Origin of the sequence: Listeria kieliensis (genome assembly GCF_003369925.1) — a bacterium.
In the GTDB taxonomy this organism is placed as follows: Bacteria; Bacillota; Bacilli; order Lactobacillales; family Listeriaceae; genus Listeria; species Listeria kieliensis_A.
In genome coordinates this window covers 513,248-538,827 of record NZ_LARY01000001.1, presented here as the reverse complement: position 1 = coordinate 538,827, position 25,580 = coordinate 513,248, and the positions used below count along the sequence as shown (strand labels likewise).

Annotated in this window: 24 protein-coding genes, 1 other RNA gene and 1 riboswitch; of the genes, 4 read left to right on the top strand and 21 right to left on the bottom strand. The window is 40.0% G+C overall.

Annotated elements, in window-relative coordinates:
• From UR08_RS02740 to mntR, 7 genes are all read right to left on the bottom strand, one after another.
• On the bottom strand, positions 1 to 873 hold the full coding sequence (locus tag UR08_RS02740; protein WP_115752126.1) for a putative RNA methyltransferase: 873 nt from the start codon (positions 871 to 873) through the stop codon (positions 1 to 3).
• A 12-nt stretch (positions 874 to 885) separates the two neighbouring features.
• Positions 886 to 1,371: a dihydrofolate reductase gene (locus UR08_RS02735; protein ID WP_115752125.1), complete on the bottom strand. Its 486-nt coding sequence runs from the start codon at positions 1,369 to 1,371 to the stop codon at positions 886 to 888.
• Positions 1,372 to 1,384: 13 nt separating this feature from the next.
• Positions 1,385 to 2,329: a thymidylate synthase gene (locus UR08_RS02730; protein ID WP_115752124.1), complete on the bottom strand. Its 945-nt coding sequence runs from the start codon at positions 2,327 to 2,329 to the stop codon at positions 1,385 to 1,387.
• A 13-nt stretch (positions 2,330 to 2,342) separates the two neighbouring features.
• On the bottom strand, positions 2,343 to 4,172 hold the full coding sequence (locus UR08_RS02725; RefSeq protein ID WP_420812313.1) for an ABC-F family ATP-binding cassette domain-containing protein: 1,830 nt from the start codon (positions 4,170 to 4,172) through the stop codon (positions 2,343 to 2,345).
• 189 nt (positions 4,173 to 4,361) lie between these two features.
• The gene (locus UR08_RS02720) at positions 4,362 to 5,555 is read right to left on the bottom strand and encodes an MFS transporter (RefSeq protein ID WP_115752123.1); all 1,194 of its coding nucleotides are present in this window, start codon (positions 5,553 to 5,555) and stop codon (positions 4,362 to 4,364) included.
• A gap of 184 nt (positions 5,556 to 5,739) precedes the next feature.
• The gene (locus UR08_RS02715; protein WP_115752122.1) at positions 5,740 to 7,422 is read right to left on the bottom strand and encodes a formate--tetrahydrofolate ligase; all 1,683 of its coding nucleotides are present in this window, start codon (positions 7,420 to 7,422) and stop codon (positions 5,740 to 5,742) included.
• A 159-nt stretch (positions 7,423 to 7,581) separates the two neighbouring features.
• Positions 7,582 to 8,010, bottom strand: a complete 429-nt coding sequence (gene mntR, locus UR08_RS02710) for a transcriptional regulator MntR (RefSeq protein WP_115752121.1) — start codon at positions 8,008 to 8,010, stop codon at positions 7,582 to 7,584.
• Positions 8,011 to 8,360: 350 nt separating this feature from the next.
• Here mntR and cspD point away from each other — a divergent pair, with 350 nt between their 5' ends.
• Both cspD and UR08_RS02700 read left to right on the top strand, forming a co-directional pair.
• Positions 8,361 to 8,561, top strand: coding sequence for a cold-shock protein CspD (cspD, locus tag UR08_RS02705; protein ID WP_036071751.1), 201 nt, complete (start codon positions 8,361 to 8,363; stop codon positions 8,559 to 8,561).
• 85 nt (positions 8,562 to 8,646) lie between these two features.
• Positions 8,647 to 9,051 carry a ribonuclease HI family protein gene (locus tag UR08_RS02700; RefSeq protein WP_115752120.1) on the top strand — a complete coding sequence of 135 codons (405 nt, stop codon included), beginning with the start codon at positions 8,647 to 8,649 and terminating at the stop codon, positions 9,049 to 9,051.
• Positions 9,052 to 9,077: 26 nt separating this feature from the next.
• On the opposite strand, the gene UR08_RS02695 is transcribed toward UR08_RS02700, so the two are convergent.
• From UR08_RS02695 to UR08_RS02640, 12 genes are all read right to left on the bottom strand, one after another.
• The gene (locus UR08_RS02695) at positions 9,078 to 9,950 is read right to left on the bottom strand and encodes a 5'-3' exonuclease (protein WP_115752119.1); all 873 of its coding nucleotides are present in this window, start codon (positions 9,948 to 9,950) and stop codon (positions 9,078 to 9,080) included.
• A gap of 155 nt (positions 9,951 to 10,105) precedes the next feature.
• On the bottom strand, positions 10,106 to 10,375 hold the full coding sequence (gene rpsN, locus UR08_RS02690) for a 30S ribosomal protein S14 (protein ID WP_115752118.1): 270 nt from the start codon (positions 10,373 to 10,375) through the stop codon (positions 10,106 to 10,108).
• A gap of 874 nt (positions 10,376 to 11,249) precedes the next feature.
• On the bottom strand, positions 11,250 to 12,725 hold the full coding sequence (locus tag UR08_RS02685) for an LPXTG cell wall anchor domain-containing protein (protein WP_205757218.1): 1,476 nt from the start codon (positions 12,723 to 12,725) through the stop codon (positions 11,250 to 11,252).
• 239 nt (positions 12,726 to 12,964) lie between these two features.
• Positions 12,965 to 13,654, bottom strand: a complete 690-nt coding sequence (locus UR08_RS02680) for a cyclic nucleotide-binding domain-containing protein (RefSeq protein ID WP_133296331.1) — start codon at positions 13,652 to 13,654, stop codon at positions 12,965 to 12,967.
• Positions 13,655 to 14,065: 411 nt separating this feature from the next.
• The gene (locus tag UR08_RS02675; RefSeq protein WP_115752115.1) at positions 14,066 to 15,376 is read right to left on the bottom strand and encodes a nucleobase:cation symporter-2 family protein; all 1,311 of its coding nucleotides are present in this window, start codon (positions 15,374 to 15,376) and stop codon (positions 14,066 to 14,068) included.
• Positions 15,377 to 15,378: 2 nt separating this feature from the next.
• On the bottom strand, positions 15,379 to 15,957 hold the full coding sequence (locus tag UR08_RS02670; RefSeq protein ID WP_115752114.1) for a xanthine phosphoribosyltransferase: 579 nt from the start codon (positions 15,955 to 15,957) through the stop codon (positions 15,379 to 15,381).
• A 75-nt stretch (positions 15,958 to 16,032) separates the two neighbouring features.
• Positions 16,033 to 16,134, bottom strand: a riboswitch (purine riboswitch).
• A gap of 48 nt (positions 16,135 to 16,182) precedes the next feature.
• Complete coding sequence (locus UR08_RS02665) at positions 16,183 to 17,694, bottom strand: carboxypeptidase M32 (RefSeq protein WP_115752113.1); 1,512 nt, start codon at positions 17,692 to 17,694, stop codon at positions 16,183 to 16,185.
• 5 nt (positions 17,695 to 17,699) lie between these two features.
• Positions 17,700 to 18,842 carry a THUMP domain-containing class I SAM-dependent RNA methyltransferase gene (locus tag UR08_RS02660; RefSeq protein ID WP_115752112.1) on the bottom strand — a complete coding sequence of 381 codons (1,143 nt, stop codon included), beginning with the start codon at positions 18,840 to 18,842 and terminating at the stop codon, positions 17,700 to 17,702.
• A gap of 129 nt (positions 18,843 to 18,971) precedes the next feature.
• Positions 18,972 to 19,346: RNase P RNA component class B (gene rnpB / locus UR08_RS02655), an RNA gene on the bottom strand.
• A gap of 54 nt (positions 19,347 to 19,400) precedes the next feature.
• Positions 19,401 to 19,751: a cell division regulator GpsB gene (gene gpsB, locus UR08_RS02650; RefSeq protein ID WP_115752111.1), complete on the bottom strand. Its 351-nt coding sequence runs from the start codon at positions 19,749 to 19,751 to the stop codon at positions 19,401 to 19,403.
• Positions 19,752 to 19,858: 107 nt separating this feature from the next.
• Positions 19,859 to 20,407, bottom strand: a complete 549-nt coding sequence (locus UR08_RS02645) for an SLOG family protein (protein ID WP_115752110.1) — start codon at positions 20,405 to 20,407, stop codon at positions 19,859 to 19,861.
• Complete coding sequence (locus UR08_RS02640; RefSeq protein WP_115752109.1) at positions 20,404 to 20,763, bottom strand: YppE family protein; 360 nt, start codon at positions 20,761 to 20,763, stop codon at positions 20,404 to 20,406. Before UR08_RS02640 ends, UR08_RS02645 begins: the two co-directional genes overlap by 4 nt.
• A gap of 434 nt (positions 20,764 to 21,197) precedes the next feature.
• On the opposite strand from UR08_RS02640, the gene recU reads away from it, so the two are divergent.
• Together recU and UR08_RS02630 are read left to right on the top strand one after the other, a co-directional pair.
• Entirely contained in the window at positions 21,198 to 21,797 is a 600-nt protein-coding gene (gene recU / locus UR08_RS02635; RefSeq protein ID WP_115752108.1) for a Holliday junction resolvase RecU, read from the top strand.
• A gap of 27 nt (positions 21,798 to 21,824) precedes the next feature.
• Complete coding sequence (locus UR08_RS02630) at positions 21,825 to 24,392, top strand: transglycosylase domain-containing protein (RefSeq protein WP_115752107.1); 2,568 nt, start codon at positions 21,825 to 21,827, stop codon at positions 24,390 to 24,392.
• A gap of 44 nt (positions 24,393 to 24,436) precedes the next feature.
• On the opposite strand, the gene UR08_RS02625 is transcribed toward UR08_RS02630, so the two are convergent.
• Positions 24,437 to 24,928: a YpoC family protein gene (locus tag UR08_RS02625; protein ID WP_115752106.1), complete on the bottom strand. Its 492-nt coding sequence runs from the start codon at positions 24,926 to 24,928 to the stop codon at positions 24,437 to 24,439.
• Positions 24,921 to 25,580, bottom strand: coding sequence for an endonuclease III (gene nth, locus UR08_RS02620; RefSeq protein ID WP_115752105.1), 660 nt, complete (start codon positions 25,578 to 25,580; stop codon positions 24,921 to 24,923). The genes UR08_RS02625 and nth overlap by 8 nt, the downstream gene beginning before the upstream one ends.

The window sequence follows — 25,580 nt, the reverse complement described above, 5'->3', positions numbered from 1 at the left end:
TTAAGCATCCGCTTTTTTCTTTCCAACAATGATCCGGTGATCCAGTGTCATTTGGTTAGTGCCGCTATCCAAAAAAGCAGCTTTTCTTTCCTCTGAAATTTGGAATCCAAGTGGCGTCATTGTGAGCAAATCCACTTGTTCTTCTTTTTGAAGCGTCTTTTGCTTCGTAATGCGCTTTTCATATACCACATCAAAATGCTCATAAAATCGATTAGCAACCGCTTCGTTCGAATAAGTTTGCCGCTCATCTTGATAAAAAAACTGCCGCAATTCCTGTAAATAATGGGCCTCTGGAATCACTTTGATCAAAATTCCTTGAGCGGCTAACAGACGACTGAATTCATCGTAACTTGCTGGCGAAAGAATGTTTACAATCACATCCACACTGCCCGTTTGAAGCGGACAATTCGCAAGGTCAGCCACCGCCCAAGTAATTCCAGAAAAATCACGTGCCGCTTGGCGAATCCCTTCTTTAGCGAGATCAAATCCAAAAGCAAAACGAACCGTTTCTTGAAGCTGCTTCGTTAAAAAAGCCAGGTGACTTCCTTCGCCAGAACCCGCATCGAAAAGCACGAGCTTGCTTTTTTGAAGCGCTTCAATTTGTGCTAAAACTTCTGCCATCGTTTCCTTGAAAAAGCCAGTCCGAATCAAGCGTTTTCGCGCTTCAAAAAGAGTCTGATCGTATTTTGTTGCCTTAAGCGCATGCCGAGCTAAAAACAAATAGCCCGGCTTCGCCAAATCAAAGCTATGCTTTTCTTTACAAACCAAACTTCTTGGCGCTTGAAACTGGAGGTCAGTTTCGCAAATCGGACAGCGCATCAGAGCCGCTGACATTTCGATTAGCTCGCTACTTTGTTCAAGCTTAGATTTCATTAAAACCGCTCCTTAGTCGTCCACTCGCTCATACGTATAAAAAGCAAATGGATAGCGATTTTTGTCATCTTCTTGTCCCTCGATTCGGCTAACTTCACGAAACTTCGACCAGTCTAATTCTGGAAAAGCTGTATCCGCTTCAAAGCTTGCGCCAATTTTCGTTACTAAAAGTCGCGACACTTGATCGCGGAATAGCCGGTAAATTTCAGCGCCACCACAAACAAAAACGTCTTCTGTTTCTGCAAGCTTTAACACATCCGCCTTGTCATGAACCACTTCCGCGTCAGGAAGTTGCAAGTCAGGATCACGCGAAAGCACGATATTTCGGCGATTAGGGAGTGCGCGTCCAAAGGATTCATAGGTTTTTCGTCCGACAACGATCGTATGTCCAGTAGTTTGTTTTTTGAAATAAGCAAGATCTGCAGGCAAGTGCCACGGCATGGTATTGTCTTTTCCGATGTTCCCCGCTTCATCTTGTGCCCAAATAAATGTAATCATTCGTTATTCCTCCTTATACTGAAATAGGTGCTTTAATGCCAGGATGCGGATCATAACCTTCTAACGAAATATCTGCCACATCGAAATCAAAAATAGAGGCAGGTTTGTCTGATAAAACAAGTTTCGGTAACGGACGCGTTTCGCGAGAAAGTTGGGTACGGACTTGGTCAAAGTGATTGTTATAGAGATGAGCATCTCCCATTGTATGCACAAATTCACCAACTTCAAGTCCCGTTTCGCGAGCAATCAAATGCGTCAAAAGCGCGTAGCTTGCAATGTTAAAGGGCACACCAAGGAAGATATCCGCGCTTCGTTGATACAATTGACAAGAAAGTTTGCCATCTGCGACAAAAAATTGGAACAGTGTGTGGCAAGGCGGAAGCGCCATTGAAGGTATATCTTCCGGATTCCAAGCAGAAACAATTAACCTACGAGAATTGGGATTCGTCTTGATCATTTCAATCACATTAGCAAGTTGGTCAATCGTTTCGCCAGTTGACGTTTTCCATTCACGCCACTGTTTCCCGTAGATATTTCCAAGTTCGCCATATTTATTAGCAAACGCTTCATCTGCAAGAATTTTTGCTTTGAACGTTTCCATTTCTGCTTGATAAACTTCATTAAAGGCAGGATCGCGATTTGCACGCAATCCAAAATCCGTCATATCGGGACCATGATAATCAGGCGACTTCACATAGCGTTCAAACGCCCATTCATTCCAAATGTTATTCTTATGTTCAAGCAAGTAACGAATATTGGTATCCCCATGCAAGAACCACAATAATTCACTGACAACAAGTCGAAAAGCAACGCGCTTTGTTGTTAAAATCGGAAACCCTTCCGCTAAATCAAAACGCATTTGATAGCCAAAAGTACTCCTTGTTCCTGTACCCGTCCGGTCTCCTTTTTCCGTTCCGTTTTCCATTACAAATTTTGCCAAATCTAGATATTGCTTCATCCCTCAACACTCCTTAATCTACAAATTGCGCCAAATATTCCCAGCGTTCCATAAGCTCTGCTAATTCCGCTTCTTTTTCCGTGATTTCCGCGCTAATTTCAGCCGCTTTGCCAAAGTCTGCCCCTGTTTGTTCCAGTTTTTCATGAAGTGCTTGAACGAGTTCTTCTTGTTGAGTGATGGCATCTTCAATGCCTTCCCACTCAAGTTTTTCTTTGTACGTCAGCTTCACTTTTTCCTTTGTTTCTTGCTTTTGGACAGGTGCTGCGGCTTTTTTAACGACCGGTTTCGAAACTTCTTCCTGTTCCGCTAAAAAGGTGCTGTAATCGCCAAAATAAGTGTCAATCACACCATTTCCTTTAAAGACCAACAACTTTCGAGCCATTTTATCAAGAAAATAGCGATCGTGACTAACGGTAATCACCGTCCCCGGAAAGCTTTCCAAATAGTCCTCGAGCACCGTTAACGTCTCCGTATCGAGATCATTAGTTGGCTCATCAAGTAAAAGCACATTCGGGCGGGTCATTAAAATCTTAAGCAAAAACAGTCTTCGCTTTTCACCGCCAGACAAGGCGCTAATTTTCTTGCCATGTGTCTCTGGTTTAAACAAAAAACGTTCAAGCATTGCGCTTACACTCAATTTCTCGCCTGCGCTCGTTTCGACTTCATTTCCAATTTCCTGCAAATACGTAATGATTCGCGCGTCTTCATCAAGTTCTAAATTATGTTGCGTGTAGTAGCCGATGCGAACGGTTTGCCCGACAGTAATCGTCCCACTATCCGGCTTCGTTTCACCTGCAAACAAATTTAACAGCGTCGATTTTCCGGTTCCATTTTCCCCTGTAATGCCAAGCCGCTCACCCGGTTGAACGATTAAGTTAAAATCGCGCAAAATCACTTTATCCGAAAATGCTTTTTCAACATGTTCAAGAATAAAAACATCTTTCCCTAGCCGACTCGTATTAAAATCGAGCTCTAGCGTATCCGTGTCGCTCTTAGTTTCGATAGTCTCTTTAAGTTCTTCAAAGCGATCTTTCCGCGCTTTTTGTTTAGTTGAACGCGCCTTAGCGCCGCGTCTCATCCAAGCAAGCTCCCGCCGGTACAAGTTTTGGTTTTTTTCAACTTCACGAGCGGCATTTTCCAGTCGAATAGCTTTAGCTTCCATAAAACTTTCATAGTTGCCCACATAGCGATAAAGGTTCCCATTATCTAGTTCCACAATGTGATTTGTCACTTGATCTAGGAAATAGCGATCATGGGTAACGAGCAAAATAGCGCCTTTGAAACGATTCAAATAGTTTTCAAGCCAGCGAATAGACAAATAATCCAAATGGTTCGTCGGTTCATCTAAGATGAGCAAGTCTGGGGTTTCAATCAAAACTTGAGCAAGCCCAACACGCTTTTTTTGTCCGCCTGAAAGCTCTTTAATCGTTTGCCCTAGATTTTTAATCCCCAGTTTTTCTAGGATCGTTTTCGCTTCCGTATTCATATCCCAAGCATGAAAAGCATCCATTTCAGCTTGTGCAGCTTGCAATTTTTCATGCCAAAGCGAATTTTCTGGATCGCGCTCTAATTCGAGTAAAACCGCTTCATAATGTCGATTCGCTTGCAAATTGCGCGATTCGCCTTGGAAAACCGCTTCTAAAACCGTAGAATCAGCAGGAAGAACCGGATCTTGCTTCAAAAAGCCAATCGTATAATCCTTTGGTACGATTCGTTCCCCTGTATCGCTTGATTCTTCTCCAGAAATCACCTTTAAAAAAGTCGACTTGCCAGTACCGTTGATACCAATCAAGCCGATTCGTTCGCCTTCTGTAATCGTTAAATCTACATTTTGAAACAGCATTTTCTCGCCATAAGTTTTTGTAACTTGCATCAATTGCAATTGTTTCATTCGTTTATCATCCTTATCTTTAATCTCTTCCATTTTAGCCGAATTATCCAGTTATCGCAATTCCCAGTTCTTATTTTTACAACCCTTTTTAAGCAAAATAAAAAAACTTCCTGCTCAAACAGAAAAGTTTTGTCTTGAATCTTATAAATGAAACTGAAAAATAGCTTTATTTTTCCAGTAGATAATACCGATCATAAGGTAAATAGCGCCAAAGAGATAGAGAAAATAACTGCTCGAGATGTAGTCACTAAAAATACCGAAGAACAAAGAACCTGCTGGTAGTGCAGCAACGCCAGAACTTGCGGCGGCTGTAAATACCTTTCCAAGATGCTTTTCGGGAACTAACACTTGGAAAAACGGTTTTTGAACTACATGCGTGATACCTAAAAATAAATTTGCTATGCCTAATCCTACAATGATACCAACTGAATGGGCATAGAATCCGCTTATAACGATACACACACCGTACAAGCTTGTTGCTAAAGTTAACGTTTTACCAAGCGACATAAACCGAGCAAAAAGCGCTGCGCCAACTGTCGAACCAATCAAGGTTCCAATCGCCATACTTGATGTTAAAAGGCCTAAAATAATGGCGCTTCCCTGTTCATCTGCAATCAAAACTTGATAGACGTTGAGCCCGCCAAATAGAAAATTAGCTAACCCGCCGCAACTGACAATTAATAAAATAGCACGATTTCGCCAAATTTCGGAAAAACCTTTAAATAAATTCGTTTTAAAGCTACCTTCATCTTCTTGCTTTAAAGACTCCTTTTTTTCAACATCTTCGAGCTTCCAAAATGAAACGATCGCTCCAATAAAGGATACAACGTTCATTAAGAGCAAAGTCACGGTCGAGAAAAGTTGAATCAAAAAGCCTGTCACCGCATTAAATAAATATTCTGTACCATTATAAGCAAAAGACATATACCGCTGCGCACTTGGTAGGTCTTTTCGCGCCACAATTTTTGGCATTAATGCATCTTGAATCGCATATGTATTCATTCCAAAACTGGCAGCCAAAAAAGCTAAAATAGCCAGCAAAATGGGAGATGTGACTCCCAGCCCAATCGTTAGCGCCATCATCGCAACAGAAACCAACTGCCCTGTCTCGAGAAGCATTAGCGCTTTCTTTTTCCTCCCGCGATCAATCCAATGACCAAACACAAAAGAAAAGACATTCGGGATAAATATCGCAAAATTGATCAGCCCCACCCAAAAGGAATCTTTCGTGATTTGGAGAATATACCAAGAAAGCACCATGTAGTAAATGCTATCTCCGGCATTACTGACCAGTCGCCCGAGCCATAAGTATTTAAAATTTTGGTTTTTAAGCATCGCCTCACTCCCTTTTCATTTAATCTTTTTTCAAAAAATTCCATTTTTTAGATATTACTCCTTCTTTCGCAAAATTTCAATAGCTAGAGGCCTTTTTGTTTCACCTAAATGAAAACTGTCACCAATTCGACAAAATTAAAAAATCGAGCAAAGGCAGAAATGCCTTTGCTCGACTTCTTTCCATTTAAAACAATCCTTGTGCATTTCCGAATTCGTCCACATCCATATTAAGCGCTGCTGGTTTTTTTGGAAGTCCAGGCATCGTCATCACGTCACCTGTAAGCGCCACAATGAAGCCTGCGCCCAGTTTTGGAATAAATTCGCGAATATGAATCGTAAAGTCTGTTGGCCGTCCTAGCTTAGCTGGGTCATCCGAAAGCGAATATTGCGTTTTCGCCATACAAATTGGGTAGCGATCCCACCCGTATTTCTTGAATTCAGTGATTTGTTTTTGTGCTTTTGGTGAGAGCTCAACGCCGCTTCCGCCGTAAATTTGCGTTACGATCGTTTCCAGTTTTTCCTCGATCGAGCTCGCGTCATCATAAAGGCGTTTATAAGAAGCGCCACCTTTTTCTACTTCGCCAATGACTTTTTCTGCAAGGTCGAGTCCACCTTCGCCGCCTTTTTCCCAAACTTCTGTAAGCGAGAACGGAATGTTTGCCTCGTCGCACAGCGCTTCAAGTGCCTTCACTTCAGCCTCAGTGTCCGTAATAAATTTGTTGATCGCTACAACAAACGGAATGCCAAATTTTTGCACAGATTCTGTGTGTTTCTTAAGGTTCGCAAAGCCTGCTTTTAACGCTTCTACGTTTTCCGCGCCAAGTTCCGTTTTTGCTACACCGCCGTGCATTTTAAGTGCCCGAATCGTTGCTACAATGACAACGCAATCTGGAGCTTTCCCAAGTGCCGGGACTTTAATATCCAGGAATTTTTCTGCGCCAAGATCCGCGCCAAAGCCTGCTTCTGTCACTACATAATCCCCTAATTTTAGAGCTGTGCTTGTCGCTTGAATACTGTTACAGCCATGTGCAATATTAGCAAATGGACCGCCGTGAACAAGCGCCGGTGTATGTTCTAATGTTTGTACCAAGTTTGGTTTAAGCGCATCTTTTAAAAGCAAAGTAAGTGCACCTTGATAGCCAAGTTCGCCAACTGTGATCGGTTCGCGCGCATAGTTATAACCAACGACAATTTCACTTAAGCGGTGTTTCAAATCTTCTAGGTCTGTAGCTAAACAAATGATCGCCATAATTTCAGAAGCCACCGTGATGTCGAAACCATCTTCACGCGGAATCCCTTGAATAGGACCCCCAAGACCTACCACAACTTTCCGAAGAGCTCGGTCATTTAAATCCACTACACGCTTCCAAACGATTCGGCGTTGGTCGATCTTCAAATCATTGCCTTGTTGCATATGATTATCAATAAAAGCCGATAGCGCATTGTTAGCTGTTGTAATCGCATGAAAATCACCAGTAAAATGTAAATTAATATCTTCCATCGGAACAACTTGTGCATAGCCGCCGCCTGTAGCTCCACCTTTAATCCCCATTGTTGGTCCAAGCGAAGGTTCCCGTAAAGCAATCACTGTTTTTTTGCCTTGACGTTTCAGTGCATCACCAAGTCCCACTGTAACAGTTGATTTCCCTTCACCAGCCGGAGTCGGATTGATAGCGGTTACAAGTACGAGTTTTCCGTTTTCCTGATCTTTTAAAGAATGAATCGTTTCGTAAGTAAGTTTTGCTTTTTTCTTCCCATAGAGCTCTAGTGCATCTTCATTCAAACCAATACTTTCTGCAACTTGTGTAATCGGATCTACTTCTGCAGCGAGTGCAATCTCGATGTCAGATTTTACTTCTTTCGCCATTCTTTTCCCCTCCATATGTAGCTTCAATTTGATATAGTACAAAGCTTGCAAATGTAAACACTTTCTTTTTTATGCACCGAAAAAATCGGCCAGCAGGAAACCTGCTGTACGTAAAAGATTGCGCTTTTTGGTTTACTTCACAAAGCTGTGTGCCCGAATTTATTCGTCATTGTCTGCATCTTCACTTTGACCCTTGTGAAGTTTATCAAGACAATCTGGATGTTCTTTAAAGAACTGTAGCAAATCTCCTATCCGGTCAATTGAATTCCAGCTAAGGTGATGCTCAATTCCTTCCACATCTTCATAAACATGCTCTTCTCGCACTCCAATTGTTCTTAAGAACTCTTCCAAAAGAGCATGTCGTTCTAGTAGGCGTTTCCCCACTTTGTTGCCCTTCGGTGTTAAAACAAGACCACGGTATTTTTCATAAACGAGGTATTCATCTTTGTCTAGTTTTTGAACCATTTTTGTGACGGAAGAGGGGTGAACTAAAAGTTCATCTGCAATGTCTGATACTCTTGCGTAACCTTTGTTCAAAATAAGAGAATATATCTTCTCTATGTAGTCTTCCATACTAGGTGTTGGCATAGCACTTACCCTCCAACCTTATTTCTTTCACATTCAAATTGTACTATATTCGCGTGCTTTTCACAAAGCTTTTACACTTCCACTCACTCTTTTTAAATTCACAACTAGGAGAAAATCCTGCTTCTTCAATGATTGTATCCAGAAATTTAGTTCTTTTTTACCTATTACCCCTGTAAAATTTCCAAAAAACCAAAAAGAAAACCTTTACAAGTCGGAACATTATATAATTTTCCCGCAATTCACTTGACTTCCTTGGGTATATTGTTATATATTAGTACTATCGTATAAGACATTCTTGTATGACAGAAAGGCCTTTTATAAGGGGTCGGGATTTAGGAGGATTCATTTCAATGCAAAATGGGAAAGTAAAATGGTTCAATAACGAAAAAGGGTACGGTTTTATCGAAACTGACGGCGGCGAGGATATCTTCGTACACTTCACGGCTATCCAAGGCGAAGGCTACAAAACGCTTGAAGAAGGCCAAGAAGTTTCTTTTGAAGTTGTTGAAGGAAATCGTGGACCACAAGCTGCAAACGTTGAGAAACTGTAAGAAAACTGCATCTAAATGTCGAGCTGGCTATTTGCCAGCTTTTTTATTTATGCTATGCTAGTTGAAAAAGAAGCGGAGGAAAAAAATGGATGTTTTTGTAGATGGTGCTAGTTCAGGAAACCCAGGACTGAGCGGTGCCGGCATTGTACTTGTTTCGGATAATCTTCATGAACAAAAGGCCATTTTTCTAGGCACGATGACAAACCATGAAGCAGAGTTTTTAGCAGTAAAGCGCGGGCTTGAACTAGCTTTGACATTTAGTCCTACGCTCATCCGACTGTATTCAGATTCGAAAATTGTCGTATCGAGTATCGAAAAACAATATGCCAAAAACCCACTTTTTAAGACTCATCTGGATGAAATCTTAAAGTTGATCGAACAAATTCCATTATTTTTTGTCAACTACCGCCACGTTAGCCAAAATAAGAAAGCCGATGAACTGGCGAGACAAGCCATCCAAATTGCTAAAAAAGGAAAAACGCCGAAGTGAGCGAGCGCGCACATTCGGCGTTTTTTCTAGAAGAAATCCCTTTCTAATGTTCGAAGTCCGTAAGTATGAATGATATCCCCAGCAATACTTGCAGCATCACGGTAAAGCATTCGGTCATAATCAAGCTCAAGTGGCACATCGGTGTGAATGCGCGCCAGTTTTCGGCTGAGTGCAAGCATTTCTTGATCTTCCAAGATTTTTTTCTGTTGTCCGGGTTTCAGCGCTTCAATATTTTCAAGCACTCCTTCAATCGATTCGAATTCTTGAATTAGTTTTAAAGCCGTTTTTTCGCCGATTCCACGCACGCCAGGGTAACCATCCGAAGTGTCCCCCATCAGCGCTTTCACATCAATAAATTGAAGTGGCGTCACACCCATTTCAGCAAAAAAAGTTGCTTCATCATAACGCTTGTAATTGCCATAACCTTTTTGCATGATCCAAACATCATTTTGGACATCAATCAATTGAAGCAAATCTTTATCCCCGCTTAAAACTGTTGTTCTTAAGTCTGGTGTTAGTTTTGCTGTAATCGTTCCGATACAGTCATCAGCTTCAAAGCCAGCCACGCCAAGGTTCATAAACCCAAAGGCTTCTGCCACTTCTTTTGCCAAATCAAATTGTGGAATCATTTCTTCAGGCGGCGCTTTTCTTCCAGCTTTATAGCCATCAAACAATTCATTTCGAAATGTTTTGCTCCCCATATCCCAGCAAATGATGGTATGCGTCGGGTTATTTTGCCGAACAGCCGCAAAAATATGCCGCATCATTCCCTGAACGCCATTCGTTGGCACTCCTTTTTCATTGTACATAAACTGATTTGTGACAGCCGTCGCGTAAAAAGCGCGAAATAATAAAGCCATACCATCAATCACAAGCAAGTTTGGTTGTTTATTTTCCATGAACGTTTCCCCTCTGTTTCCATTTCTTTGACTTCATTTTACCATAAAAAAGAGCAATTCTCTTTCAAACACATTTACTTATTTTGAACCAGTGTTTTCCAATTTCAACAAAAAATCTCAATCCAGTTTAAATGGATTGAGATTTTGGGGTTATTTTACCAGCTTGCTTTTTTCACGCCGGGGATTTGTCCTTTATGGGCAAGTTCTCGGAAGCGAATCCGACTCATGCCAAATTTACGCATGTAAGCATGTGGACGACCTGTTATTTCACAGCGATTGTGCAGTCTTGTTGGGGAAGAATCACGCGGCAAACGACGAAGTTCATCGTAGCGCCCAGCTGCTTTTAATTCGCGGCGAAGTTCACTGTAATGTTCAACCATTGCTTTTTGCTTTTCGTATTTCGCTACTTTGGATTTTTTAGCCATAGCAATCTCCTTTCTTGGTTTAAAATAAATCGAAATGATTACGTTTTACATTTTACGCTTTTTACATCATTTGTCAAGTGAGCTGTTTGTAAAAGTAAGCAAGAGTTTTATCTAAAATTTCACGTCCAATGTTCCTAACATTGAGTTCTTAAGTCAACCATGCGCATCTTTCTTAAAAAGCTATCAATTTTCTTATTCAAAACTTTATTCGTGGTAATCTGCCGCAAGTTTACATTGCAATATTTCCGAGAAAACTATTAGAAAAAAGCATATGGAACAGTTCAAGTTGTGAATATCTCTTCAAGACTTTTTCACATCTCACCACATTGTTAATGTCTAGCCTTAGTTGTCATACTTTTTCTTTATAAGGGAGATTGTTGACGCAGTAAAAATTTGCTAAAGTCCACATTGTTTCTTTTAAAGCACCTTTCACCTAACTTGAAAATAGATACCTTCGTTTTTTAAAATTTGAAAACACTTGATCGATTAAGAGAGTCACCCAATAACAGACATATTTCTTCTGAAGTTATTATGAATGGTGTTTTTCAAGATATTCAAGGAGAAATTAGTGTCTTACAAAGAATGAGACAAAATATTGGGATTGCAATTAGAACTACGATGGGAGCTAGTTTTTTAGCTCTAGGTTTCCAATTAAAATAAATATATACATATTGACTATAACTTTTATTCTGATAAGCCTTCTAGCAATTGATAAACTAATTCATAAGAAGGATTCTTTGAATAATCCTTTTCATCTGTAATTAAAGGCGCTCATTATAATAAAAAAAAGACTGCAGACAAGCCATTTACTAGTTTGTCTGCAGTCTTAAATTATTTATGATAAGTCTTTTTAAACCCAAATAGTTGATGAAATCTAGTTTGTTTTTTTGCGATGTCTTAGGAAGAAAGTAGCTATTACTAATAATACGCCAACTAGTACACTTCCCGAACTATTACTATCACCAGTTGAAGGTAGGTTTTTCATTGTTTTCTTTTTAGGTTCAGATACTGGTTTAGGGTTAGGCATCACAGTCAGATCAGATTCAATTGTTGGTTTACAATCAGGCATCGGTTTTAAATCTGGTTTTGGTGTTGGTTTTGGTGTTGGTTTTGGATCTGGGTCTGGTGTCGGATCTGGGTCTGGTGTCGGATCTGGATCTGGTGTTGGATCTGGGTCTGGTGTTGGATCTGGATCTGGTGTTGGATCTGGATCTGGGTCTACCGGATAATCTGTTAAAACAAACTGATTGTTTGTTGCATTTTTGCCATCTTCTAAAACTTCATCAAATGGCTCATACCAGTTAGTTTTTGATTCTGCTAGAGAGTAGTTTCCAGATTGTCGAGCAATATCTGTTAATCTGCCAACGTTAACCACAGTATTGTCTGCAGAAGGCGGGGTGTCACCTTTAATAACCCATTCTTTGTATTTCTCTTGATTGACTTTGACGCTTAAAGGATTTTTGGTATCTGAAACTTTGAACTTTTCACCATTAACATTTGAAAAAGTAAAGTTTCCATCTGAATCAGTTAGTGTACTCGCAACTACCTTATCTCCTGTAGGTGTTTTTTCTAATAAGTCTACAGGAACATCTTTGATTGGAGCTGCACTTTCCCAGTCAGGTGTATCGTTTTCATCAGAAAGAGTCTGATGCTTAATTTTTCCACTTATTGTTGGTTGGATAACAAAAATAGATTGATTATTACTGGTTGGTTTAGCATTTCCAAATTTAGAATCTAGCCAATTCAACAAACCTGTTTGACCAGTAAGCTGATCACTAGTTAGTGCCGATGAATCAATTTTGATATTACAATTTGTTGTGACTTCAAACGAGTCAGTAATTGTAGCATCTGGGTCTATTTTACCCAGTTCAATTTTATAACCAATAAATTCACCAACAACTTGATACTTTCCATCACCCTTGCTTACTAGGGAACTTGTCACGTCTGTAAAATTAGTCCCATCAATAGTTGTATAAAAATGAAAAGCAACTCCATGATCTTTAAAATTCTCAATAGTACTGTTAACATCATTATATTTTAAACTTATCACAAACGAACCGCTTTCTATATTTTGCGCACCTGGCTGTTCTTGCGGAATAATAGTAGTCCAAAATTCACTTGTGTCAAACCAGGCAAATTTTCTCGCTAAAATGGTCGATTCTCTAGTCAAAACACTCGATTCAGAATTAGGAAAATAAAGTATATTCCCAAATTCCGAATTAGTTTCACTGCTAAAAATTTCAGCTCCAGAAGCTGCAGTCAACGCATAAACTTTAGAAGCTGGTATCAGTGGTATCAGCGCTATAAGACAAATTGCAAAAGCCAATAAGTATTTAATTTTTTTATTCATTAAATTCACCTTTCTTGTTGTAAAATTCAAAAAACGCATTTCTAAGTATTTCTACGAAAATAATCAGATTACGAAAAGCATCTAAATTACGCTGTTAAATGCTTTTCAATCGCTAACTAAAATGATTCTACTTTTTTCTCCCTACGACAAATGTTTGCCCTAAAACATCCCTCCTATATAGTTGTCTAAATGAAAATATAGATTTTTCACATGGGATCTATCTAGAAACCCATAACGCTTTAGTCCCCTATTTCTTGCTTTAAGTAACGTGTTAAATGGCCAAGATGAATAAGCCGACATTTTGGTTTCCAACGAGCAATGATATCTAGCTCTGAAAGCTCTTTAATCGCCTCATTTGTTCGAGCTTTGCCAGAGTTAGATAATTGAGCAATGAACGTTTGTGTAACAAACGGGGGAATAAATACGAGTTCGGGGTCTTGACTAGAAACTACCCCCACTTTACCAATAATTCGAAATAATGCCCAAGCTACCTTCAACCGAGTTCCCTGAATGGAAATAAAATTCGAAAAAGAAATATGAATAAGCTGCATAATACTACGTTCAAACAGATGATGATATTTTCGAGGCTCAACATATAAATGTGACAACAAAAATTCTTTTTCCACCTCATAAAGCGTCACTGGAGTCAGCGCAAATACTTGATACTGAATGAAGTTTGGAATTTCCCAAATCGAGGATTGATCAATCAAAGTTTCTATATTTAGAAGTTCTCCCTCTACAAGAATCTCTGTATTAACCTTTTCCCCTCGCCGATTATCCACTTGGACTAACAGTGTGCCTTGACGAACAAGTAATACCTTATCGTCATTCGCTTCACTACTTTTATAGCAGATTTGACCCGCTTCGTAGCGAGTAGCATTCCAAAAAACAGAACGCCACTCTTTAAATTCCGATGTTTCATAAAACATACGAATAATCCTTTCAATCGTAAAAATTTTGTTCAGAAATCGGACGTTTTCTGAACTGTTAATATACACAATATTCCAAATAAAAAAATCTAGCTCTCCGAAGGAAAGACAGATTTTTAAAGAAAGAACTATATAGAAAAATATAGTGTATAGAAAACGTCCATTTAATTAACTTGAAGTCATCGTTCAACAAAAGACTTTAAAAAGTGAGCTCCTTCTAGTTAACTTGCTTGCAAGTAATATTTTAGTACAGAAATCGAGATTTTAACCTTCTTTAAGAAAAAGAAAAAGCTTTTTATGTGACTGAATTGTGAACTTTCTTCACTAGCTCTAAGAGATATAATGCAAAAAGACTCCTAGAAGAACTAGGAGTCTAACTAATTTTATATTTTCATATCTGCAGCATTTCATTTATTTCGTTTCGCTTTGAAGTTCCGCTTGCTCAGCTTCTTTGGGCTTGCGGTGCGGAATCATGTTGAAAATAATGTTTAATACGATAGCGGTGAAACTTCCCGCTACAATTCCGTTACTCGTAAAGAGTTGGACAAAAGATGGGAAGTTTTGAAATAAATCAGGAACAACTGTTACACCTAGTCCGACACCAACTGAGCAAGCAATAATAAGCAAGTTTTCTTGCGATGTGAAATTTACTTTGACTAGCATTTTAATGCCCTGCGCGACAACCATACCAAACATGGCTACCATGGCTCCGCCAAGAACAGGCGTTGGAATAATCGTCGTAACAGCCCCAATTTTTGGAACGAGTCCTAGTACAATCAGAAAGCCAGCCGTTACATAAATCACTTTTCTCGTTTTAATTCCTGAAAGCTGAACCAAACCAACGTTTTGCGAATAGCCTGTATAAGGAAATGTATTAAAAATTCCGCCAAGAATGATCGCAAGTCCTTCTGCGCGGTATCCTCTCGCTAAATCTTTTTTAGTCAGCTTACGGTCCACAATATCCGATAAAGCAAAATAGACACCAGTGGATTCGACCATGCTAACAAGTGAGATCAAAATCATCGTGATAATCGCCGGCCATTCAAAAGATGGCGCTCCAAAGTAAAACGGTTGTGGCAAATGGAACCAATCCGCTTCTGAAACAGGTGTAAAATTAATGCCTCGCAAAATGACTGCTACGACTGAGCCTCCAATTAAGCCAATTAATACAGCAATGGCTTTTGAAAAGCCGCGACCGAATCGGTACACTAAAATAATTAAGAAAAGCGTAAAAAAACCAAGACCAATATTATAAAATGAACCGAAATCCTTTGCCCCTTCTCCGCCAGCCAGATTATTGATGGCAACTGGAATGAGCGTAAGTCCAATAACCGTTACAACCGAACCCGTTACAACCGGTGGGAAAAATTTGACCACTTTTGAAAAAAACGGAGCAATCAAAAGAACGAAAAGTCCTGATGCAATAATCGAGCCGTAAATCGCACCAATACCCATATCTTGACCAATTAAAATAATTGGCGCAATGGCTTGTACCGCACAACCGAGCACAACTGGAAGACCGATTCCAAAAAAGCGATTCATCGACAACTGTAACAAGGTTGCGACTCCACACATAAAAATATCAATTGAAACGAGATACGTCATTTGTTCCCCGCTAAACCCTAACGCACCACCAATTAAAAGCGGTACAATAACAGCCCCTGCATACATGGCAAGAACATGCTGAAAGCCTAAAGCAGCCAGTCTTCCCTTACTAAGCATTCCTAGTCCTCCCTAACAAATTGAATAGTCTCATTTTCAAGCGAAGCAATCCGCGCAAGTGAATAAACTTCCACTCCCGTTTCTTGAAGAAGTTTTCTGCCTTGTTGAAACGACTTTTCAATTACAATGCCAATCCCAGCAACCGCAGCTTGTGCCTCTTCCGCAATCTCTAAAAGTCCGAGTGCTGCTTGCCCGTTTGCGAGAAAATCATCAATGATTAAAATCGTATCGTCTGAGGTTAAAAACGACTTAGAAACCGAAATATCACTGGTTTCTTGCTTCGTATAGGAATATACACTTGCTGAATAAAGATTATCTTTTAGCGTGACGGACTTTTTCTTTCGAGCAAAAACAACTGGGACACCGAGCGCAAGCCCTGCGAAAACAGCTGGAGCAATCCCAGAGGATTCAATTGTGACAATTTTTGTAATCCCCTTACTAGTAAAGTGTTCAGCAAATTCTGCTCCTAACTTTTGCATCAATGCTGGATCAATTTGATGATTTAAAAATGCGTCCACTTTCAGCACATTTCCGGGTAGAACAGTCCCTTTTTCTCGTATCGCTTCTTCTAGTAATTTCACACTCCATGCTCCTTTCCAAATAAAAAACTTATCCCTGAAAAGTTTGAGGGATAAGTCAAATAAACTAGCATAGCCAGTTCAGTGCAAATCACTCATAGTCCGGTCATTTACGGTGCCCGGGTAGAAACTTATTGTCCATATCACAAAGATTATATAAGTGTATATTTTATTCACTTGAAGTCTTTTCATTATAACGCCGGCAAGCAACGTGGGTCAACCACTTTTTTAGTTTTTTAACTTGTAAACGAATTCATATCGCTGATTTAAAAGCGCAATCAAATGATCTGGATTCAAGCCTTCTCCCGTTGTATCTTTCAAAATCTCAAGTGGTTTTTTGAGCTTGCCATATTGGTGGATATGTTCTGTGAGCCATTCCCGTATAGGTGAGTAGTCTTCGCTTGCAAGAACCGCTTCCACATCCTTCAAATCCTTTTGCATTGCATCGAAAAATTGTGCCGCATACATCAAACCAAGCGCATAAGATGGGAAGTATCCAAAATCGCCACCTGCCCAGTGAATATCTTGTAAGACACCTTCACTACTTTTTTCTGGACGAATGCCTAAATAAGCTTCATATTTGTCATTCCAAGCTGCTTCGAGATCTTTCACTTCAAGCTCTCCATTTATGAGTGCCTTTTCAAGTTCATAACGAATCATGATATGCAGCGGATAAGTTAAAATATCTGCTTCGATCCGGACAAGTGAGCTTTCCGAAATATTTATTGCTCGGTAAAATTCTTCTAACGAAATTTTGCCAAATGCAGGTTCTTGTTTGACCAAGTCTGGATAATTGCTTTTCCAAAACGCAAGACTTGATCCCAGGATGATCTCATAGAAGAGCGACTGCGATTCATGGATACCCATGGATGCCCCTTCTTTTAGTGACGTACCAATGAGGTTCCTGCCAATATTCTGCTCATAAATCGCGTGTCCGCCTTCATGGATGATTCCAAAAACGGCCATTTTAAAATTAGCTTCATCATAGCGTGTTGTGATCCGCACATCACCAAGATTTAAGCCAATCGCGAAGGGATGGACTGTCGTATCGAGTCTGCCTGCTTCAAAATCAAAGCCCATTTTGGTTAGGATGGCTTCGCTAAATGCTCGTTGTTTTGCTTCACTCATACGAACCGCTAAGCCACTTGCATCTGGGCGAGTTCCCTCTTTGGCCATTTTTTCACGCAATTCGAGGATGGCTGTTCGAAGTTTCCCAAAAACTTCATCTAGAATTTCAACTGTCATTTCGGGCTCATACTGGTCAAGCAATGTATCATACTTATTATCCTTGTAACCCCAGTATTCCACGAATTTCCGTTTAAACGCAACAATCTCTGTTAAATACGGTTCAAATTTCGCAAAGTTATCTTCCGCTCTTGCCTCCGCCCAAATATTTTCAGCATCTGCAACGAGCTTTGAATACGCTTGAAACTCTTCTTGCGGGATTTTCTTATTTAGCTCGTACACCCGACTCGACTCTTCAAGCGACTTTTGCGTTACTTCATCCAGTTCTGCTTTGTGCGGCGCAAGTGCTGCAATAAAAGCTGCCATTTCTTCTGAAACTTCCATTTCGAAGATTTGTCCAGCAAGGACACCAATCACTTCAGAACGCCCTTCTGCGCCTTTTTTAGGAATCTTTGTTCGAATGTCCCAATAAACCAGATTTAACGCTTCCTGAAGTGCTGATTTTTTCTTCAAAAAAGCCAAAAAATCACGTTTTAATTCCGCTACCGTTTCCATTTTCGTCACTCCTTCACACGTGGTTTTCGTGGTCCCCAGTACTGATACAAATCGGTTCGAAGATAGCCATTATAAAGCTTCCGTTTTTTCGTAGCTTTCTTGCCGTAAACCTCTTCAAACGCTTCATAACTCGTGATCACATAAATCGACCAAGTAGGGAGTTTCGCATATACTTCGCCCATTTCACGGTAAAGCTCGCGGATACTCGCTTCATCTTCAAGCCGCTCTCCGTAAGGCGGATTGGCAACGACAACGCCGTATTCCTTATCCGTCGTAAAATCACTTACTTGCATTTGTTTAAAGGAGATCAAATCTCCAAGGCCCGCTTCGCTGGCGTTTTGTTTAGCGCGCTCCACCATTTTGTGATCAATGTCTGCCCCGAGAATATCAAGCGGTTGGTCATAATTCGCCAAACTTTCCGCTTCCTCCCGAGCTTTCTTAAAAATCTTTTCAGGCATCCAGTCCCATTTCTCACAAGCAAAGCTACGATTAAAGCCCGGTGCAATATTTTGACCAATTAAAGCGGCTTCAATTGGAATCGTGCCCGATCCACAAACTGGATCATAAAATGGACGGTCAGGATGCCAACTCGTTAATAAAACAAGCGCAGCTGCCATTGTTTCTTTAAGTGGTGCATCTCCTTGCGTCGTCCGGTAGCCACGTTTATGAAGACCTTCTCCGCTTGTATCAATCGTAATTGTGACTTTATCTTTCAAAAGAGCTACTTCAATTTTAAATAGCGCCCCTGTTTCAAGTAATCGACCACTTCTGCGATATTTTGCTTGTAACCGACTTACAATCGCTTTTTTAGTGATGGCTTGGCAATCTGGCACACTAAACAAAGTGGACTTTACAGATTTCCCTGAAACCGGAAAAACGGCATCTAGTGGTAAAAAATCTTCCCAAGGTAAAGCTTTTGTTTTTTCAAATAATTCATCAAAGGTTGTTGCTTTGAACTCACCAACGACAATCTTAACGCGGTCTGCAGTGCGCAGCCAAAGATTGGCACGTGCAATCGCTAATTTATCGCCTTTAAAAAGCACTTTTCCATTTTCGACTTGCGGGATATAACCCAGTCGTTTGACTTCTTTCCCAACGATCGCTTCAAGCCCTGATGCAGCAGTTGCTAAGAGTTGAAATTCTGACACGTCTGTTCCTCCTTTTTATCAAGAAAAAAGCTGTTTCAAAAAAGTGAATGCGTTTTTCGCGCTATGGCTTTCGCCGATCCCCCACTCCTTTGAAACAGCTTTATTTTTAAAATTATCCTGCTATTAACGTTCTATAAGCCATGTTCTGTCCTTAGCGAATTTGCAGGCACATTCGCCAAGGGATAATCATCTATCTGCACCGACAAGATTGTCGTGCCTCTTCCCTCGTTCAGATTCCTCGGGAAAAGTGCCCCTACCATAGTTTGAGTTTCTCGCTCGCGGGGTTTACCTCGTTCCACTTCTTTTATTTCTAAAAGAACTTCGTCACTGTGGCACTTTCAAGGATATAAGGCCTTATCCGAAGACTTAGGCCCTTCACCTGCCGTCAAACCGCAAAAGCGGAATGCCCTGGCTTATTGTTTCACCAGGCACGATCACTACGAGCATCACAGCTCGTGCGAGCATGGACTTTCCTCTGCTAAAAAGCAGCGATTATCCGAACGTTAACAAAAAGGCGCCGCGCAAAGAAGCAAGGCGCCCTTTAAGATACTATCACAATTACTCTTTATCGTCCAGCTTATTTCCAAAAACATGTTTTTCTAAGTTAGACAGCCGTTTCAAAATATCAAAATTGGTTGTTCCAGCCGGCTGAACTGGAGCTTCATAAGTACTGCTTGGTGCAGCAGCTGGTTCACGTCTAGCCGAACCGCCTGCATCTAGTTCCTGAACCAAGTGAATGTTTTCAGCTTGTAAAGCTTCAATTTCTTGTGTAAATGTTCCATAATCCTTGATGACTAAATCAAGAAACTCATCAACGTCTTCAGGATTGTAGCCACGGAGACCTGTTTTAAATTCTTTTTCTAAAATTTCTTTTGCTGTTAAATTATATTCAAATTGCTCTTGAGCCATAATACTTCACCTCTATCTTTTCTTTACGTCATATATGGATAATATACTCTTATTTTTCCAAATCTAAACACATTTGTCAATGTAAACCCTCTTTTTTTAAAAAACCTTTAGAAATCATTTTCCATTTCGTAAACGATTTCTTGTAACTCATAAAAATCAATAAGTTCTAGTTGATAGTTTCCTGCTTTTGCTTCCTCTTTTGCACGTTCATAAAAAAAGCGTGGCGATCCCTCTTTCTCAAGATCGTAAAGAAGCAATGCGCCATCCGTATGATCAATTAAAAAACGATCACGAAGTTCAAATTGACCAGGGTTTTCATACGGCCGTTCTGTAATATAGGCATGATAATCAGCCCCACTCACTACTTCTTCTTGCCAGAGCTTAATCGCCTCATTCCAATTTTCAGCTTGTCCAGTAAACGGTTCAAGAATCGCTAATTTAATAGGAAAAGATTTTTCTTTTAAAGCCAAAACCACTTCTCCTGCCCAAAGTTCAGTTCCAAGCTGTCCAGAAATAATCACCCATTCAAGTCCATCTTCAAGGTACATCGTAAGTTTTTTTTCAAGCGCTAAACAAATATATTTACTTTCCAGGGCATCTCGTTTAAAAACACCCAGTTCAAAATTTTTATAGCCAGTAACTACAATAGATTTCAATCTACTTCCTCCAAACTACGGTAAACGCGTTCGAGTGTATACTTAGACGATTCATAATGATCATGAAAATGCTTATAAAACGATTTGCCATTAAAAGCGTTAACCGCGGTCATTTGTATATTATCACAGCACTGTTTAAGCTGCATTTCTGTTAAATAGTGGGGATGCACTTCGTTTACCCAAGGAATGGCTTCAAGTAAAAAAGCATCGGCTAGTTCTTTTGCGTGATCTACAAAAGGCTTCATATCTTGATAAAAATCAAATTCCATTTGGTTTTCGCGATTAGCGAGATATTTTTGCCAATTTTTTTCATTTTGTTCTTGCAAGTATTTTGTTTTTTGTTTTAACTCTTTCATTTAACTGCATTCCTTTCTCACTTCCTTTCGTTAGCATATCACACCTAACCTCAAAAACGATAAAAACCTGCTTATCTACCTATTTAAAAAAAGTAGCTATTTTTTTAAAAGAAATCATGGAAACTTATTCATTAAGTCCATGCTTACAAGTACTGTTTACATTTAGAACTTTCCTTTCCTAAATTTAAATGATGTATCGCTAAGCTAAAATGTTTTTCCTGCAATTCATTTTTACTTTTAGTTAAAAACAATTTTTGAAAGACCAGGTTTCTTACCATCAACTAGCTTAAAAAAAGAATAAACGAGAATTTAAAATCATTTATCCTATCTATCTTTCAAAAGCCGCCTGCACGTGTATAATATTGCACTTTCATTTTTAAATGGTATAATGAAGAATGGTTCAAAATGAATCGCTATGAAAAAGAGGTGATAGTATGGCAATTGGCTATCCAAATGGAAAAAAATCTCAAAAAGAGTGGCGAAAGCCGCATGATTCCAAACAACAAATCGAATTTGGTAATCGCGGAATGTCACTTGAAGATGATCTGAACGATACCAATACCTATTATCTAGCACAAGAACGGGCTGTCATTCATAAAAAGCCAACTCCAGTTCAAATTGTTCAAGTGGATTATCCAAAACGGAGTAGTGCAATGATTAAAGAGGCCTATTTCAAACGGCCATCAACAACAGATTATAATGGCGTCTATAATGGAAAGTACTTGGATTTTGAAGCGAAAGAAACTAAAAGCAAAACTGCTTTCCCACTAAGTAATTTCCATCCCCATCAAATTGAACACATGAAGCAGGTAACAAAACAAGAAGGCATCGCCTTTGTGATTACCTCATTCAGTGGGCTTGGGGAAGTTTATCTCACTTTATTTGATGATTTTTTTCCTTTTTGGGAGCGTATGCTTCAAGGCGGTCGAAAATCCATTACACTAGATGAGATTAGACAACATTCTGACCAAATTCCTTATGGTCTAAATCCTCGATTGGACTTTTTGGCTATTATTGACAAAAAGTGCTTTTAATCGAATTTTTAAAGGAGAGAATTTTTAATGGCAGATAAACTGCAAACAAGAGCGGAATTTCGTAGCCAGAAATCTGGAGTTCCCCCCAAAAAGCCCAAAAAAGTAACTGGGAAAAAGATACTCAAAGTCATTTTCTTTGTAGCTCTTTTCTGTGCTTTCTTCGGAATTGCTATCGGTGCAACTGTTTTTTATAGTTATGCAAAAGATGCACCTGAACTTTCAGACTCCAAATTGCGTGACCCGCTTTCTTCTAAATTACTCGATAAAGATGGAAAGGTTTTTGCGGAAGTTGGAACAGAACGCCGCGATTATATTGAATATGAAGATATTCCAAAGTCGCTCCAAGACGCGATTCTTTCAACTGAAGATACGCGATTTTATGAGCATGACGGGCTTGACCCCATCCGACTTGGTGGAGCTGTCATTGCCAACGTAAAAGAAGGCTTTGGAGCTGAAGGAGCAAGTACGCTATCTCAGCAAATCATCAAGATGTCTTACCTTGACTACACCAATAAAACACTTGGGCGGAAAGCTCAAGAGGCTTATCTCGCACTTAAACTAGAAGAAAAATATAGCAAACAAGACATTATCGAAATTTATGTCAACAAAGTATATATGTCAGACAGAGTTCACGGAATGGAAACCGCTGCTGAGCATTATTTTGGTAAAAAGCTCAACAAATTAAATCTTGCGGAAACTGCTCTCATTGCTGGTATGCCGCAAAGCCCTAATAATTACAATCCGTATGACCATCCAGAAGCAGCAAAAAAACGGCGGGATATTGTTCTTTCTAACATGTACAAAAATAAAAAAATCACCAAGTCCGAAATGGATCAAGCGAAAGCTGTTCAAGTTGCGACTGGACTCCGCTCTGAAACCGATCGGAAGGATAAAACCTATAAATACGATGCTTACGTCACACAAGTCCTGAGCGAAATTCCAAAAGAATACGATGTCTATAGAGATGGGCTAACAATCTACACGTCACTCGACCAAGATGCGCAAAAATATACAGAGGAAATGCTCAATTCAAATGATGTCGTTCAATTTTCGGATAACAAAATGCAAGCTGGGATTGTCCTTCAAAACACCAAAAACGGTCGAATTGAAGCTATCGGTGGATCACGAAATCAAAAAGAAAATGTTACGCGTGGCTATAACTACGCGACACAGCTAAAACGACAAGTCGGTTCAACGATGAAACCGATCGCAGATTATGGACCAGCGATTGAATATCTTAACTGGTCGACAGCGAAAGTGCTAAAAGATGCGCCTTATAGCTATTCTTCTGGAAATGAAATCAACAACTGGGACTTAAGCTATAAAGGTTCACTTACCGTACGCGAAGCGCTTTACATGTCACGAAATATTCCAGCACTCAAAGCTTTACAAACTGTCGGACTTGATAAAGCAAAAACTTTTACAGATAAACTCGGGTTTAACTACAAAGAGTTTTATGAGTCTTACGCAATCGGTGCGAATGAATCGAACCCTGTTCAATTAGCGGGCGCATATGCCGCATTTGGAAATCAAGGGGTTTACAACAAGCCTCATGCCATCAAAAAAATCGTCCTTTCAGATGGTGAAACGACGATGGATATGGAGCCTAAAAGCGAAACAGCCATGAAAGAATCAACGGCTTATATGATTTCAGATATGCTAAAAGATGTTCTTTCTAAAGGAACTGGGACAAGTGCTGCGGTTCCTGGAGTTCCTGCAGCTGGGAAAACTGGAACAACGAACTTCGATCAAGAGGCACAAAATAAATATAGTTATCCAAAAGGAGCAGCTCGAGATGCTTGGTTTGCAGGTTATTCAACGGACTATTCAATTGCGGTTTGGACAGGCTATGATAATTTGAAAAACTATCTATCTTCAAGTGAGCAAAAGATTTCGCAACGGATGTTTAGCAAACTGATGGCACATGTATCGGAAGGAAAAAACACAGCTGATTTTAAAAAGCCAAGCAGTGTGGTTTCCGTTCCAATCTTGAAAGGTTCTAATCCGCCAACTGTTGCAGCTTCTGGCACACCAAGTTCTGCGATTACAAATGAACTTTTTGTAAAAGGAACCGTGCCAAGTAGAACAGGTAGCGCAAGCAGTTCAAGCGATGAGGAAGACGATAATTCAAACGAAGAGCTCGATAAACAAAAAGAAGAAGAGCAAAAACGTTTAGAAGAACAAAAGAAAAAAGAGGAAGAAGAACGCAAGAAACAAGAAGAAGAGGCAAATGAACTTACAGCACCTGCTGGTTTAAATGCAAGCTACAATCCTTCAACTAAACAAATCACAGCTAGTTGGAGTGCCGTAAACGGAGCTTCTTCATACCAAGTCACAGTGAATGGACAAACTTCAAGTGTTTCTTCAACGTCTATCACTATTTCAGGAGGAACTCCTGGATCGGTTACAACCATTTCCGTTGTTGCAGTGAAAAATGGAAAAACAAGTCCAGCTGCCTCTACGAGCGTTACAATTCCAAAAGAAGAAACTAACGGAAATGAGCATGAAAATGGGGATTCGAATAACGATAACAATAAACCGAACCCGCCAAATCAAGACAATAATAATCAAGCCACGCGGGAAACCGGAGGCTGATCAAAAAAAGCTCCTCAGTTGAGGAGCTTTTTTTGATCGGTTGATTAGCCTTGTTTGGCGATTAATTTTCGTTGTTCTAGCATTAATTCATTTAATCCGCGAAAACCCAAGAAGGTATTCCCGCGTTCTAAGCAATACTTCAACCTGTCATAACAATTAAGCGGTTTTAGTTCCAATTCAGCCACTGCTTCTTCGAGATGGCTAAGCATAACAGGTCGCCCATTACTCCAAAATAAAACGGATAAAAAAAGACCTAGTGCATCACGAACAAGCGCCGGATCAGGCTTTTCATGCGCTCTCAAAACCGAATCCAAGTTTTCTAATAAAGCAGTCATTTGCTTTCCAAGTTTGCGACAAGCTTTAGCCCGGTCAAGTTCCCAAGGCTTCACTCCCCCATTTTCTTGGTAAAAAAGTTGCTCTTGCCAAAACGGGACGCCACTAACAAAAATCGAATCAGCATCTAGCGTGTCGCTTTCAACAAGCGGTGCTGGAAACGCCTCATGAACGAGTTCTTCCGCGTATTCAAGCTTAACCATCAAATCCTCTCGCTTTCGCTTGTTTTTTTCCTTCCCGACAAATCGAAAGTAACGGGCAAGTTGAACATTCTGGTTTTCTTGCCTTACAGTGATAGCGTCCAAAGAAAATCAAATCATGGTGCGCTTGCGACCACATTTCTTGCGGCAATTTTCGTTTAAGCGTCTCTTCTACTTCTTGAACAGAATCTTTCCATCTACAGATCGCGAGCCGCTTTGTAACACGTTCTACATGCGTATCAACAGCAATCGCAGGAACTCCAAACCCGACAGACAAAACCACATTAGCCGTTTTGCGACCAACACCAGGCAAGCTTTCGAGCGCTGCGTGCGTATCTGGAACCTTACCATCAAAATCTTCAATCAGGCGACGAGATAAGCCTTGAATATTTTTTGCTTTGTTGCGATACAAACCAATCGAGCGAATATCACCTTCTAATTCTTCAAGTGGCACCGCAAGATAGTCCTCCGGGGTATGGTATTTTTCAAAAAGTGAAGCTGTTACTTTGTTGACAAGTGCATCCGTACACTGCGCTGAAAGCACTACAGCAATCAAAAGTTCGAACGTGTTTTTATGAACTAACTCACAGTGGGCATTCGGAAACATTTTTTCCATTTCTTGAATGCAAAAAATGGTTTGTTTTTTATTCAGCAT